The organism is Streptomyces spororaveus (assembly GCF_016755875.1).
Taxonomy (GTDB): domain Bacteria; phylum Actinomycetota; class Actinomycetes; order Streptomycetales; family Streptomycetaceae; genus Streptomyces; species Streptomyces spororaveus.
Genome location: NZ_BNED01000008.1, coordinates 1 through 14496, shown reverse-complemented (window position 1 = coordinate 14496; position 14496 = coordinate 1). Strand labels below are relative to the sequence as shown.

Annotated in this window: 8 protein-coding genes and 2 pseudogenes; 4 read left to right on the top strand and 6 right to left on the bottom strand. The window is 68.8% G+C overall.

What is annotated here, in order from left to right; genetic code table 11:
• Positions 1-38: 38 nt before the first annotated feature.
• From Sspor_RS40965 to istA, 3 genes and pseudogenes are all read right to left on the bottom strand, one after another.
• Positions 39-242 (bottom strand): annotated as a pseudogene (locus Sspor_RS40965) (IS630 family transposase); the annotation flags it as partial.
• A 565-nt stretch (positions 243-807) separates the two neighbouring features.
• Positions 808-1599, bottom strand: coding sequence for an IS21-like element helper ATPase IstB (istB, locus tag Sspor_RS39905; RefSeq protein WP_202198386.1), 792 nt, complete (start codon positions 1597-1599; stop codon positions 808-810).
• Complete coding sequence (gene istA / locus Sspor_RS39900; protein ID WP_202198385.1) at positions 1599-3137, bottom strand: IS21 family transposase; 1539 nt, start codon at positions 3135-3137, stop codon at positions 1599-1601. The genes istB and istA overlap by 1 nt, the downstream gene beginning before the upstream one ends.
• Before the next feature lie 500 nt (positions 3138-3637).
• Between istA and Sspor_RS39895 the strand changes: the two genes are divergently transcribed.
• Together Sspor_RS39895 and Sspor_RS39890 are read left to right on the top strand one after the other, a co-directional pair.
• The gene (locus tag Sspor_RS39895; protein ID WP_202204183.1) at positions 3638-4555 is read left to right on the top strand and encodes a radical SAM protein; all 918 of its coding nucleotides are present in this window, start codon (positions 3638-3640) and stop codon (positions 4553-4555) included.
• 14 nt (positions 4556-4569) lie between these two features.
• Positions 4570-5748 (top strand): methyltransferase domain-containing protein, encoded by a 1179-nt coding sequence (locus tag Sspor_RS39890; RefSeq protein ID WP_237404466.1) that lies wholly within the window; start codon positions 4570-4572, stop codon positions 5746-5748.
• A gap of 191 nt (positions 5749-5939) precedes the next feature.
• Here the strand turns inward: Sspor_RS39890 and Sspor_RS39885 are convergent, their stop codons facing one another.
• Positions 5940-6863, bottom strand: a complete 924-nt coding sequence (locus Sspor_RS39885; RefSeq protein WP_202204182.1) for a helix-turn-helix domain-containing protein — start codon at positions 6861-6863, stop codon at positions 5940-5942.
• Positions 6860-7147, bottom strand: coding sequence for a hypothetical protein (locus Sspor_RS39880; protein WP_202204153.1), 288 nt, complete (start codon positions 7145-7147; stop codon positions 6860-6862). Before Sspor_RS39880 ends, Sspor_RS39885 begins: the two co-directional genes overlap by 4 nt.
• Before the next feature lie 645 nt (positions 7148-7792).
• On the opposite strand from Sspor_RS39880, the gene Sspor_RS39875 reads away from it, so the two are divergent.
• A complete protein-coding gene (locus tag Sspor_RS39875; RefSeq protein WP_202197305.1) occupies positions 7793-8428 on the top strand; it encodes a hypothetical protein in 636 nt (211 codons plus the stop codon).
• A gap of 353 nt (positions 8429-8781) precedes the next feature.
• Positions 8782-9030 (top strand): annotated as a pseudogene (locus Sspor_RS39865) (tyrosine-type recombinase/integrase); the annotation flags it as partial.
• Between the two features lie 626 nt (positions 9031-9656).
• Here the strand turns inward: Sspor_RS39865 and Sspor_RS39860 are convergent.
• The coding region (locus Sspor_RS39860; RefSeq protein WP_202204181.1) for a polymorphic toxin type 43 domain-containing protein at positions 9657-14496 on the bottom strand (4840 nt) is incomplete at its 5' end.

The following is a 14496-nucleotide window of genomic DNA, read 5'->3' as shown; positions in this document are numbered from 1 at the left end:
AGTATGCTGTGCCCGGGAAGGGTTCCCAGGACGGGCGGTCAAGCTGCTGTTTGCAGTGGTTTGCCGCCCCATCGGACACCTCGTTCGCTGAGAATGCGGGCGCGTTCGCGTCGTTGTGCGGCCAGGACGTCAGGATGGCCGGCGTTCTGGTTGCGCCAGCGCACGTAGGTGTGCAGGGCTCGGGTCTGGACGGTGTGGTTGGGGTGGTTCGAGTTGGCCAGGGTGAACTGTCGTAGCGGTCCGAGCAACCCGGCAAACCTTCCCGGTCAGAGCACTAGGTCCGTCCCGGCCCGTGCCGGAGTGGAGCGCGCGGGGAAGGCTCCGGCCCCCGGTCACGGGACGCAGTACGGCCGGGCCCCGGCCCCCCGGTGTGCTGCGCTCCGGCCTGCGGGTCAGGTCAGGCGCAGGTCGATCCAGGGCGCCTGCGGATGCGGACTCGGGGTCTCCATGGGGAGTGGGGTCGCGGGGTCCGTCCCGGCTCCCTCGGCGAGCGCCTGGCCGCCTTCGGGGTCTGGCCACCGGATGGGCCGACGCGCCACCAGACTGCGCCCTGGCCACCGGGTTGGAGCCTGTGTCACGCTCACCCCGTCCGGCTCTGGGGCCGGACGAGTTCGTACTCGCCTTCCTGGAGCCTGCACCGGCCCGGTCCCCCGCCTTGCTCCCTGGCGGCCGCCGTCCACCCTGCGGGGCACGTGTCAACGGCCTCGTAGTGCTCCCCGCGGGCGGCCAGTGGTCTTCCCCGCTGGTGGCCTCGTGGGTGTCCCCGGTGGCGGCCAGATAATCTCCCCGCCATGGGTTGGTCGTGGATCAGCTGAAAGGCTTCACTCCCTTTCCGGTGGTGGCCTCGGTGAACCTGAATGAGTCACCCTGAGTAACGGTGACGTGGGCGTGGTGGAGTAGTCGGTCGACGGTCGCGGTGGCGAGGGTCTTGGGCATGATCTCGTCGAAGCCGGAGGGGTGGAGGTTGCTGGAGACGGCGATCGAGCGTCGTTCGTAGGCGGCGTCGACCAGGCGGTAGAAGCCCTCGGCGGCGTCTGGTGAGACGGGCAGCAGGCCGATGTCGTCGACGATGATCAGGTCTGAGCGGACGATTTTCGCGAGGGCTCGGGCGATGGAGTCGTCCGCGCGGTGGCGGCGGACCAGGGCTCCGAGGTCCTCGATGGTGAACCAGGCGACGGTCAGGCCGGCTTCGACCGCGGTCTGTCCGAGGGCTTCGGTGAAGTGGCTCTTGCCCGTGCCGGACGGGCCGCAAATGCAGAAATTCTCCCGGCGGCCGACCCATTCGAGACTTCGAAGCGCGTCCTGAGTGGCCCTGGGTATGGAGGACTTGTTCTCGTGCCAGTCTCCGAAGGTTTTTCCGGTGGGGAATCCGGCCCGCTTTCGGCGGGTGTGGAGGTTGGCGCGGTCTCGTCCGGCCGCCTCTTCTGAGAGTAGAACGCGGACGACTTCGGCCGGGTCCCAGCGTTGGGCTTTTGCGGTGGGAATGATGTCGGTGAGCGACCTTCGGATGTGCGGGAGTTTCAGCCGGCGGGTCAGCTCGATGGATTCGGCGAGCGGGTCGCCGCCCGAGCCGGGAACGGTGCGAAGAGGGGTGGCCATCAGAGCTGGTCGCTTTCGTCGTACTCGGAGATGTTCGAGGCGGTCGTGGCGGCGGCGCCGAAGGAGGACCAGGCGGAGGTGCCGGGCTGCAGGGAGTGGTCCTCGCTTCGCCGGATGGGCTCGGCGTGCTCGTGGACGGCCTGGTAGTCGAGGATCGACAACAGGTCCTTCTCGGCGAAGCGGGCGGTGACCGCGGCGGTGCCGAGCGCGCGGTCGACTTCCGCGACCGAGTAGAGCTTGGAGAGGGCGACGGCTTCGGCCATCTTCGCCTTGATGCGGCGGACTCCGGCGGCGCCGGCCTCGATCAGCCAGGACGCGGCGCCGGGTCCGAGCTGGAGGAATGCCGCCTCTTCCGCTGAGGTGGCCCGCGGGGTTCGGTCGGCTTCCTTGTCCTCACGAGGCGGGTAGTGGGTGTCGTCCAGGACCGGTGAGCCGGGCTGGCCGCGGTGGTGGCGGGCGACCTCGCGGGCCGATCCGTTCTCCTCGACGGCGGTGACGATGAGCTCGTCGCCGTGGAATCGGGCCCAGACCCGGGTGTCGATGAGCTCGTGCGGGACCGAGTAGCGGACCGCGTCGACCGAGATCGTCGACTCCCAGGTCACCCTGCGGGTGGTGCCGAACGCCGCGGTGAACGGTCGGCGCGGCAGAGGATGCAACCGCTGGCGTTCCTCCGCGAGCCGCTCGATGGGCTTGCGCCGCGTCGCCTTGTGCGTTCGGGAATTGACCTCGTCGCAGAATGTCCGGCAGGCCGCCTCGAGCTCACCGAAGGTCTTGTATTGCTCGCGCAGGTTCACGTCCCGGGGCACCAGGTCGGCTTTGGCGATCTTCACCGTGGATTCGCTGCCGCCCTTGGTCTCCGGGTCTGCCGGCAGACAAGTACGTATGGTCGTGCCGTAGTGCCGGGCGACCTCGACTATTTCCGGATTGCGGACCGCAATACCGGCGACGTGGTCGATGGTGACCGTTTTCTCGTTGTCCGTGAGGACGTAGGCAGGGACTCCGCCGATCCTGCGGAATGTGGCATCCAGGCAGGCGGTGATCGTCGGCAGTGTCTTGTCCCAGATCGGTATCACCACCCGGAATCGGGACCAGGCCACCCACGCGCAGAACAGGGTGGTCTTGCGGCCTTTGATCACCGGTCCGTCGCCGAAGTCGTACTGCACCCAGAGCCCGGGCTCAGTCACCCACGGCCGATAGACGCGCCGTCGACCGGCCCTGAACTGGGTTTTTGCCTCAGCGACGGTGCGGCGGGTGGTGCGTTCCCCGCCGGTGAAGCCCATCGCGGCGATCCTCTTGTGGACCACGTCGGCGCGGATGCGGCCCTGTGAGCGGACCACCAGTTCCTCGATCTTCGGCAGGTAGTCGTCGATCGCTCTCGCCCGGTGACGGCGCTGGTCAGGATGCTGGCCGGCGGCCCGCATCTTCACATACCGGGCCACCGTGTGGTGGTCGCACCCGGCCAGTTCGGCCGCGGCACGGTAACTGCCTGTGAGGTCGTATGCCTCAAGGATCTCCATGATCTCCCTGCTGTTCTTCACCCGCTCCAGCTTCGCCGAGCGGTACTACTCGGGGCGAGCGGGGAGAAGATCTGGCCGTACGCGGGGAATCCCGTGGCCATAAATTGCGCGGTAAGTGGCCGCACACGGGGAGCTTACGGAGACCGCCGTCAGGCACGCCCGGGGTTCACGGCTGGTCCGGGCCGGCCCTGTCCGGCGCCGGGGGCCAGCCGATCCACGTGCCGGTGTGGGCCCGCGCGGCCGGTCTCGCGCGACAGGGCCGGGGGCGCCGCCTGCTCCACAGCCGCCAGCGGCCTCGCTCCACGGGCGAGGTCGACGCTGCCCGAGACGGCCGTCGGCTGACCTCCGCGGATCGCGGTCGCGGCCGGTGAACGGGCCGACGTGGCGGGGCCCGGAGGCGGCCGCGTCTCCCGGCACCGCACGATGAGCCGGCATCTGGTCTGGGCGTGGGGAAGGGCGCCTGTCGGCCGAAGTAGCCACATCACAGGACGGGTTGACGGCCCGCGGCCTACGATCGCGACATGACGAGCACCCGTGAGGCCCCTACCAGGCTGCGGTTCCTGTCGCTGGAGATCACCGGTCGCTGCCAGCTCACCTGCCCGTCGCTCTGCTACGCCGGCTCGGGGCCGACGCGGGGCCACGGCAGTATGAGCGATGACAACTGGTTCCGGACCATCGACCAGGCCGTCGCTCTGGGCGCCGAGGAGGTCCAGCTGATCGGCGGCGAGCCGACGCTCCACCCCGGCTTCGTCGCCATCGCCCGGCACGCGGTGGATTCCGGCCTGCGGGTCCGGGTCTACAGCAACCTCTTCCGCATCCGCGACGAGCACTGGCGGCTGCTGGAGCACCCCAGGGTCCGGCTGGCGACGACGTACCACAGCAGCGTCGCGGCTGAGCACGACGAAGTCACCGGCCGCCCAGGCTCGCACGAGGCGACGCGCGCCAACATCGTCGAGGCGGTCAGGCGCGGCATCGCGGTGAAGGTCGCCGTCCTCCACGCCGGCGACCAGGCGTGTGCCGAGCGGGCCCGCGCGGAGCTGGAGGCCTTCGGCGTCCGCGACGTGCACGTCGGGAGGGTGCGGGCCGTCGGCAACGCGGCGGGTACCACGCTGCCGTCCACTGCCGAGCTGTGCGGGCGCTGCGGGGACAGGCGGGCCACGGTCCTGCCAGGCGGCGATGTGGCGGTCTGCGAGATCGGCAGGTTCCTGACCGCGGGCAACGTCCAGGGAGCCGGCCTGGACTCCGTTCTGTCCAGCCCGCAGTGGGCCGAGGCGAGCGCGATCATCCCGCGGCGGACGGACCTGACGGCCTGCCACCCGGACTGCCAGCCCTCCAACTCCGACTCCTGCGACCCCGGCAAGAACGACCCCTGCGACCCGATGGGCTACGCACCCGCGACGCTCGGCGCGCCCGCAGCCGCCGTGCCCGTGCTCCTCTGAAAGGGGCCCTGCTGATGGAGTGGACGCCGGCGGGCTGGGACACCCATGCCGCACGGATGGCCGACGCGACCGTACGATCCGAGTCCCGCTGGCACAGACCCCTGGCCACCGTGCCCCGGCACCTGTTCGTGCCCCGCTGGTGGGCCCCGGCCGAGCAGGACGGCACATGGGTCTACGAGCTCCGCGACGGCGCCGACGACCCGGACGCGTGGATGAGCAGCGCCTACGACAAGAGCCTCAGCGTGATTACCCGCGTCGGCCCCCACCACGCCGACCACGCAGCCCCCGCGGCCGTGGTCCCGGAGGCGTGGCCGACCTCGTCGGCCACGCTGCCCGCGCTGGTCGTGAAGATGTACCAGCACGCCTTCCTCACCGACACCTCCCGCCTCATGGTGACCTGCGGCAGCGGCTACTCGACCGCGCTGGCGTGCCGGCGCCTGGGCGAGGCACGGGTCACGAGCGTGGACGTGGACCCGTACCTGATCCAGGCGGCGTGGGACCGCCTGACCACGGCCGGGCACCGGCCGCAGCTGGAGGTCTGCGACGTAACCGGCGAGCTGCCCGGCGTCTACGACCGCATCGTCTCCACCGTCTCGGTCCCGGCCGTCCCCGCCTCCTGGCTCACCGCGCTCGCCCCCGGCGGCCGGATGGTGACCGCCCTGTCCGGCACCGGGCTGCTCATCGTCGCGGACAAGACCGCCGACGGCGGCGCCACCGGCAAGGTCGCCCCCGAGCCCGCCGCCTTCATGACCACCCGCCACGGCGACGACTACCCCCCCACGCCCGACAACGCCGACCTGTGGGCCACCGCGCGAAAGGCCGACGGCGAGTCCGTCACCACCGGCCGCTTCCCAGTGATGAGGGTCAGGCGTACCTGGGACGTGCGCTCCACCCTCGAACTCACGGTCCCCGGCATCGAGCACTGCATGGAGACGGCTGCGGACGGCACCCGCACCGCCTACATGCTGCACCCGGACGGCTCCTGGGCCCGCGCCACGGCCCCCGGGGCCCGCCAGGCGCCCACCGTCCACCAGGGCGGCCCGCGCCGGCTGTGGGACGAACTGGACCGCATCCGCACCTGGCTCGTCATCGACGGAGACCTGCCCATCTCGGGGGCAGCGGTACGCGTCGACCCGGACGGCGCCTGCCACTTCAGCCGCAGCGGCTGGTCGGCCACCATCAGCGCCCGCTAGTCGGCCAGACCCCGCACGGTCCTACGCCCCGTTGGCCTGCCGCAGTTCGCCGTCCGTTCGCGTCCGCCGCCCGCTGAGCCTGGCCGTCCCGCGGTGACCGGCCGCCGTACTCCTGGCCCGGGTCCGGCTCACGCCGACTGCCGGCCGGGCCCCTCCCGGGCTCAGCGGCCGCCAGCACCGGGCCGGGGGATTCAGGGCTGGTCCGGGTTGGGCTCGGCCAGCGCAGGGGGCCGGCCGATCCACGTGTCGTAGACGGGCTGGGCCCTGGCCGCGATCGCCACAAGGCCGGCGCGCGGGCCGCAGGCGGCCGCGCTACGCCCTGCGGTGGCCGGGTGCTGGTCGGTTTCGAGCTCGTCGAGAAGGGCTTCGGTATCGGCTGCCCAGCGCCGGAAGGCGGCTTCTACCTCGTCGTGCCGCTGCTGGTCGTCCCAGCCGAGTTCTTCGGGCTCGGTGAGCCAGGGCCGGGCGGCGTCGTCGCGGTATCGGCGTTCGGCGGCCCACTCGGCCTGTGCGCAGCCGTAGGGGAAGGGCCGGGGCGGTCCGTCGATTATCCGACGGTGGCCGGCCAGGAGCGCGGCGGTGGCCGCCTCCCCGGCGTCGCAGGCGGCGGCGAACGCGGCGAGCTGGCCGGCGGTGGGTATCTGGTCGCCGGACAGGAGGCGGTGGAGGGTGCTGCGGGAGAGTCCGGGCCCGGCGCGGTCGGCAAGGGCGCGCAGGCTGGTGTGGGAGGCGGTGGCGCGGACGCGGTTCATGGCGCGTACGAGTCCGTCCGGGGTGGTGAAGGCGCCGGGGACGTGCGGGGCGGGCCGGCGCGGCGGCGGGTTGACGGCGCGGTCGGCGGCCCTCCAGAGCTGCTCGGCCTTCTTCTGGTCGGCGCCAGCGCCGCGCGCGAAAGCCAGGGTGGTGTTCAGGGTGGGGAGTCGGCCGTCGAGGGCTTGGCGCAGAGTGCACTCGGAGATCTTGTACTCCGGGCGGCCGTCTCCGTTCGCGCGCTTGGTGAGGGTGGACAGAAGCATGTTCGCCTTCGCGGCGCGCAGCCAGCCGCGGAGGGTCGCGAGTTCGACCGGTTCGGCGCCGGGGCGGGAACGGGTGGTGCGGTCCGGTGTGCGGTTCACGGGCGGGGGCCGGTGAGCGCGTGGACGAGGGCGAGTAGCCGGCCGCCGGCGCGGCCGGGGAGTAGCACCAGGAGGGTGCCGGCGGCGAGGGTGGCCAGGAGCGCGGGGACGGGGCGCTCGAGGACGGCGAGGACGGTCACCGCGGTGATGGCGGTGATGACGATCGCGGCCTCGGCCGCGCCCAGGCGCCCGCGGGCGGCCGTCTGGGCCGCGGTGCTGGTGGGGGCCGGCGGCGGGGCGTCCGGCCCGGGGGCGGACGGCGGGATGGGCGGGGGAGTGGACATGGTGGCGCCTCCGTACGGGAGTTGGGGTGCGGGCGGGCCCTGCGGGAGCCCCGATCGTGGCAGGACCTGGGCCCCGGGCGCGAGCCGGTAGCCGCGGCCGCCCATGCCGACGTCGACTTCGTCCCCGCAGCGTTTTCCCAGCCTGGATGCCAGAAACGAGAAGAGGCTGTCCCAACTCGAAAGGAGGTCTACGGGCCGCCCGCAGGGCCGCGGGGGCGCTCGCGCCCTCCAAGTCGCGTGCCTGCCGGCCAGCCCGGGGAGGCCCCCCGCTCCGCGTCGTACGGCCCCGGCCAGCTGCTGCGCCCCGGCGGTCTGGCCACCGGCCGTGGGGTTACCCCTACCGGCCCCTGGTGGGGCTCTCTGGGCGAGCGCATTTCAGAAGTCAATCTTTGGCTGTTCGGAGCTGATCTCTTGACCGCTTTCGAATGTGACTCCGTGCTCGACAGCTGAGGTACTTCCGAACGCTGTGCCGGTAGGGGGGCTTGCGAGACCGTGGACGCGCCGCCGGGCCGGCCTGGTGCTTGCCGCGGCCATCCGCCGGTCGCTGCGTCGCGCCCTGTCGGCGAGGTCCGTGCTGCACGCTCATGGGGGACGGAGCACGCTCTCCTCCGGCCCCGCAGACACCGAGCCCCCTGTAGGCAGGACATGACCCCTTCGCACACCACCGACGAGCAGCTTCTCGCTGCCCTCACGGCCCTGGGCATCGACGTCCCCGACGACCTGGGCCACAGCAGCCACGACCCCGAACTGCGCACGGCCGCTCTGTGGGCCCTGCTCTGGCGCTCCGCAGGCGTCGGCTACGAGGAATCCGTTGCCGGCCCCGGCCACGCACGCGCCTACTTCACCGGCCCCTGGGAGTGGCCCCTGGCCGAGGACCAGGTCCGGCGTGCCTGGTTCGAACTCGGCTTCGCCGGTGACCGGCTGGACTCCCTCACCATGACGGTGCCGCCCTGGTCGGTCGGACTTCCCCACGAGGACGCTCCCGACGACCCCACCGTCGCGACCGACGGATGGGCGTACGCCGCGAGCACCGCTGTCGGCCTCGCACAGGCTCTTCTCGGTCCACTTCGGTGGATGTCGTCCCAGCGTGCCCCGGCCGCCATCTCCCAGGCCGACTGCATGCTACGTCGCCTCCAGGCCACCCTCGAGGAACTCGGTGACGCCACCGCACACCCCCGGTGCGAGAACTGCGACGGCCTCCAACACACGACTGCCACTGTCCCCGAGTGCCTCGACTGTTCAGTCTCCGAATCAGCCACCAAGACGGAGGGTGCCGAGTAGACGGCGGCAACCCACGACAGAGATGCTCCGCGCCGGTTGCCCCCAGGCAACCGCAGCGTGCATGCCGTACTTCCGGTTGCCCATAGGAAACCGGGCCGACGAGCCCCAGGTGCCGACTCACCTGAACGAGCTCGGCGGCCTGCACATCGGTGCCGAGGGCCGTTCGTCGTTCGGCCGCCACTGGCAACGTCTGCTGAGTGAGCGTGGTTCATTCTTGACCTACGGTCGACAGGCATGGTGGCGTAGGGCACCGTGACAGGACCTCGCATGACCCGCCCGACCGTCGAGGTGCTGCGCCTGCTGCTGTCGGCGCCGCCGCACGAGCCGCTGTGGGCCACGGGAATCGGCGAGCAGACCGGCCTGGACTCCGCCGCATCCGCTTCCACGACCTCCGCCACTCGACCGCCACCCTGCTCCTGGAACGCGTCGACCTCGTCGTGATCAAGGAACTCCTCGGCCACGCCCACATAGGCGTCACCGCCGGCGTCTACGCCCACGTCCGACTCGGCCTCCAACGCCAAGCCATCGACAGTCTGACGGGTGCTCTCAACGCAGCCCCTGGCACTGCCTTCGAGCCGCCCGCCGCACCAACTGTCCGCTGACGTTGCCGTCAGCGTTGCCGTCAAGCGGCCAGATGCCCTCCCGAAGGGTCCGGGAGGGCATCTGGTTGTTTATTGCTCGACCCCCTTCACAAGACGCCTGGCAGTATGCCGTGTCCGTTGATTAGCCCAATCGGCCGTGGACAATCCCCGAAGTAGGACCAATTGGTCTCCTGGGATAGCCCTCTCAGACATCCAGCAGACTGCACGCTCTGCCCAGTGACTGCTCCGACTTCTGATCGCCATTGCCAGCACGTCATCGACTGGGACCAGGCTCTCAAGCCCGTCCGGTGACAGCTTGAACCGTTCAGCAGCAGACGCCAAGCCTGCTCGCAGCGACGACTCATCTGCGTCCAGAATCGTCACCCAAGACGAGGGAAGACCTTCCGCCGAGGATTCGACTACACCATCGAGTCGGCCTAGCGTCCACACTCCCTTCCTGTCGAGCCCCAGCCAAATGCCGGTCTCGCTGATTTTCGTCAGCGGCAGCCACATGACGGCGCCGGCTTCATTCGCGTGGGCAGAGAAGATCCAGCAGGTCTCAGGCACGGCTGAGAGCTCTGCCATCAAATCATTTTCCGTCACGACACCTGCCTTAAGAACTGGATGCACCAGGAACGTCATCCTGCTCACCAATGCATGCTCGGAGTGTGGCTCACGGTTATACCGTGTTGGCCCATGAAGTCCTGGAATGCCTTCCTTGCCGAATCGTCCCAGTTCATTCCGTAGTGTCCGGACCATTGATTGGTCTGAAGTTCTCCATCGGGACCTCGACGGAGCCGACCTCCCACCATCGTTGACTTGTCCGCGCCAATAGCACTCCCAAGGAAATCGTGCCCACCAACGCCTTGGTCTGCACCGGTCGCAAAGCGTCCCGTGGTCGGATCGAAGACGAAGTCCCTCTCACCCTTCGGGTTGAAGTTCTTCACCGCGCCGACAGATTTCACCCGGTCGCTGACCTCAAGCACTCCCCTAGCCGGACCACTTCCATCAATAACGTTGCAGTTGTGAACGAGGACCGGGGTGGCGCCTGCGAGCACATAGTACGTGTGAAGGTCGGCGACGGTGAGGTTGAAGGTCTGATTGAACGCTTCGTAGGCGTGGGTCGCGGCGATCGCTACGGAAGGCCCGCCGTCTGTACGTAGGGTTTCGCCAGGCTTGAGGTCCTCGGCATTCTTCCAGGCCTGGTCGGATTCCGACCAGAACGGGTGGTGACCTGTCGTGGTGATGGACTTGACTCCATCGGGCGTCTGTACGGTCAGGTCGACATAGGTCTTGTCGTCCTCCGTGTAGATGGTCGCGGTGATGGCCTTCTTCGAGGTCTCGCCGGTCTCGGGGTCGGTTGCGAGGACTTCATCACCTCCCACCAGGTCTTCGATGGGCCTGCTGGTTCCGTCGGCGAGCAGCACATGCGTTCCAGCGACAAAGCTGTTACCGCACGGCTTCCCCGCCGCCCCGTTCACCTTCTTAGTTGCCCCTGCGCGCGAAAGCATCCCCCCGGCAAACATTTCACCCATCACCTGGGCGTTGGGCTTTTCATATATGTCCGAGGAGATCAGTTCACCAGTCGCCAGGGACTCCAACCAGTCGTTACATTTTATGAATTCACAGTAGTTACGGTTGAAGTAGTCGATCTCCTCTTGGGGTGCGCCGAACATCCACATCTTGAAAGAGATCTGCTTCGTAATAGAACCGCCATTCGGGTCATACTTGTTCATCATTCGGTCAAATTCTTTACCCGAAGTGCTTTTGGAATTGCGTATGTAGCCTTTCTTCCCGGAAAGCAGCTTATAGCGAGTTCGCTCAAACGTGTTCCGCGTATTCTGTCGAATATCGTTCCGTCGGTCCTGTCTCGCCTGTGCAACCTCCACAACATTCTGGGATGCAGCCTGGAACCCCGGGTCGCTGTTGTCTCCCTCGAAGTACTTGAGGCCGTCCGGGTCCAGGTTGGTGATGGGGTTGCCGTTGGCGTACGTGTACCCGTTCATCTGGAGCGGGTCGGTGATGTCGATGACCGGGTCGACCGTGATGAAGCGGCCGGTGCTGGCCTCGTATTCGCGGGCGCCGATGTGGGTCAGGCCCGTGGTGTTGTCGTTCTTGCCGGTGCCGAGGAAAGTGCGGTCGCCGGGCCAACTGGAGGGCTGGCCACCCCGCGGGTTGCCGTACGGGTCGGATTTGCGCCGGGTGACCGGCTGGCCGGCCTTTTGGTCGACGCTGATGGTCGCCGTGTTGTGGTGGTCGGTGAGCAGGTGCGACAGGGTGTGGCCGGTGGTCTTGCCGTTGGTGCGGCGGACCGTGGTCGGGGCGCTGGGGCTGTTGTAGTAGCGGACGGCGTCGATGGCCTTGCCGGCCTTGTCGACGGTGATCTCGGTTTCACCGAGGTAGAGGGTGCGGGCGCTTCCGGTTTCCTGGACGACCCGGTTGCCGGACGCGTCGTAGAGGTAGCTGGTGAGGTTGCCGAAGCTCCACTGCTGCGCCGCCGTGACGGCCGGGCCGGCACACGTGAAGGTGTGCAGGTCGTTGCCCTCGGCGTCATTGTCGCTGGGGACGGTGAGGCACTGGTTGGTGCCGGTGATAAGGGCCTTGTCCGTCTCCCGGTAGGTGAACTTCTGACTCGCCTCGCCCGGCTTGCAGGCCTTCAGGACGGCCTTGCCGTTTTCGGAGGTGAGGCATTTGCCGAGAGCGCGGACGGTGTCGCCGGTGATGCGCCACTGCTGGGGCTTGCTCTCGTTGCAGGAGAGCAGCTGGACGGGGGTGCCGTCAGTGGTGTTGCCGTCCTGGACGTCGAGGCACTTGCCGGAAAGGCCCGTGACCGCGACGGAGCCGATGCCGGGGCTGGTGGCCGAGAGGAGCTTGCTGCGGTGGTCCCAGTTCAGGGTTTGGGTGTCACCGTCGATGGTGCGGGTCTTGGCGCTGCCCGCCGCGCTGTAGGTGTAGGTGGACAGGGAGTCGACCGAGGAACCAGGCGTCCTGGTGGTCTTGTTGACCTTGGTCAGGGCGTGGGGCTGCTTCTTCGGGTTCGGCAGGGCGCCGCCCCTGATCTCCACGCCGTACGTGTACGTCGTCTCGTCGTCGAGGGCGCTGTTGGTGGGGTCGCGATCGGTCAGCCTGGTGCGGTTGCCTATGGCGTCGAACTGGTAGTCCTGCCAGTAGGCGTCACCCGGCGTACCCGATCCCACTTCCGTGCGCGCCGGGCCCGCGGGACCGGTGGGGCAGCCTTCCGTCTTGCCCGTCCAAGCTCGGACGAGCTGTCCCATGGCGTCGTAGGTGTAGCACTGACGGTCGACGAGGGTCGGGGACTGCGGGGTGATGCCGGGGTAGGTGTCGGTGATGGAGGTCGGGTTGCCGACCGAGTCGTAGGTGTAGCTGAGGGAGGAGAGGAGATTCGAGCCGGACGCGGAGTCACGTGTCTCCTTGTGGCTGGTCGCCGAGGCGACCCGTCCGGTGTGGGGGTCGTAGGTGTTCGTGGTCCACACGCGGTTCGGTGCGTTGCCGGAGGCGGTACGCAGGATCTCGCCGTAGGGGCTGTAGACCGTTTCCGCGGTGTACCAGGACAGCCCGGACACGGTCTGCACCATGCCGTCGGCGTTGTAGCGGGTGATCAGCTTCTCGGAGGCGAGACCACCGATCGTGGCCGGGAGGGTCGTCGACTGGACCTTGCCCGTGGGGGTGTACGTGGTGCTGTAGGCGTAACTGCCGGCCAGACCCTTCGTGGCGGGCAGGTCCGGGATGGTGATCCTCGATCCGGTCGGCCGGTACTCGCTGTCGTAGCCGGTGACCTCGGTCTTGTACGAGCCGGCGCCCCATTTGCGGGTGGAGGCGACGGGCTGGCCCTTGCCGCCCGGGAGGGTGTCGTAGGTCCAGGTGGCGATGGGGTCGGTGGTTTCGGAGTCGTCGCGCAGTGCGGTCTTGCGGCCGAGTACGTCGTACGACGTGTACTGGGTGACGTTGTCGACGTTGGTTGTCGAGACCTGCTGGTCGAGGTTGTTGTAGGTGAACGTCGACCTGCCCGTGTCGGGGTCCTGCGACGAGGTCATCCGTCCGCGGGCGTCGTGGGTGTAGGTCCAGTTGTTGCCGGCCGTGTCGGTGACCTTGGCGAGTTTGCCGCGAACGTCGTAGGCGTAGCCGGTCCTGGTCGACGTGCTGAGGTCGGTGGCGGTGTAGTGCTCGATCTCGGAGGTGCGGCCGAGGGCGTCGGTCCATGTCTTGACGGCGCGGCTGCCGGGCAGCGGCGCCGACCCGGTGGGCGACATCCCGCTCCGGGTCAGGGTCCAGTCGCCGCCGTACTGAGTGATGGTGGACCGGCGGGCTTCGCCCTTCTCCAGGCTGGTGACGCGCACGGCGCGACCGAGGCCGTCGTAGGCGGTCTGGGCAGAGCTGGGTACCTCGGTGACCGACTTGGGGACGTACAGCTCCGTGCTCACCTTGCCTTCGGCGAGGTAGCCGCTGTTGGTCTGGCTGACGGTTCCGTTCGCACTGTGCAGGGTGTCCGTGATCAGCCGTGCGCCGCCCGGGCCCTCGCTCTGGCTCTGGCGCGGTCGCAGCAACCCGTCGTAGATCGCGACGGAAGTGCTGTAGGTGCCGTTGTCCTTGAGGGTGCGGGAGATGACGGCCGGCGTCTTGAGTTCCGCGATCTGGTATTCGAAGGTGTAGGCCGCCGGGTCGGTGGGCTTCTGCGAAGGCGTCCGGACCTCCGTGCTCCGGCCCAGCTCGTCGTACACCGTGGTGACTTTGCGGCCGTTCGCGTCGGTCGATTCCAGGACGCTGCCGCGGGCCGGGTCCACCTTGGTGGTCACGGTGTGCCCGAGGGCGTTGGTCGCCGTGATGGAGAACGGCGGTCCGGTCGGAGGGCTGAAGGTGATCCCCGACGGGTTGCCTGCGGCGTCGTACGTCTTGACGGCGCGGCCGAGGGCGTCGTACTCGGTGCGGCCGGACGTCGTCCAGCCGGTGCCGGCCGCGTCAGTGCTGTCGACCTGGTACGGGAGACCCTTGGTGGGCGCGGTGCCGAAGGCATTGATCGCGTCGTAGGAGATGCGGGTGGCACTGAGGCGAGTGCCGGCCTCGACGCCACCGCCGGAGCAGTCACCCGTCGTCTCAACCTTCTCGGACTGCAGACCGATCAGGTTGCTTGCGCCGTTGTGGACGTACTTGAGCCTGGTGCAGGACTGCTTGACGGTGGTCCACCCGGTGCCCTTGTTCTCCAGGACATCCGTTTGCGTCGTCTTGAGGAGACCGTATGCCTCCTTCCCCTCGTAGGTGCTGAGGGTGCGCTCCATACGGGACTTGCCACCACTGACGGACTCGATGTCATCGGTCCGGGCGATTCCCGTCTGGTACGCAACCAGATCGCTGGTATCGAGCCTCTTGCGCCTGGCTGTCTCCATGCTCCGCGGCCAGGTCAGCTTGCGACTCTCGACGCTGCCGCCGGCCTTGCCGTAGGTGATGGTCTCGGCGACCTGACCCTGGTAC

Excerpts from the sequence above, each read along its gene's own strand:
- istB (WP_202198386.1), bottom strand. The coding sequence starts at position 1,599 with ATGGCCACCCCTCTTCGCACCGTTCCCGGCTCGGGCGGCGACCCGCTC.
- Sspor_RS39895 (WP_202204183.1), top strand. The coding sequence starts at position 3,638 with ATGACGAGCACCCGTGAGGCCCCTACCAGGCTGCGGTTCCTGTCGCTG.
- Sspor_RS39890 (WP_237404466.1), top strand. The coding sequence starts at position 4,570 with ATGGAGTGGACGCCGGCGGGCTGGGACACCCATGCCGCACGGATGGCC.
- Sspor_RS39880 (WP_202204153.1), bottom strand. The coding sequence starts at position 7,147 with ATGTCCACTCCCCCGCCCATCCCGCCGTCCGCCCCCGGGCCGGACGCC.
- Sspor_RS39875 (WP_202197305.1), top strand. The coding sequence starts at position 7,793 with ATGACCCCTTCGCACACCACCGACGAGCAGCTTCTCGCTGCCCTCACG.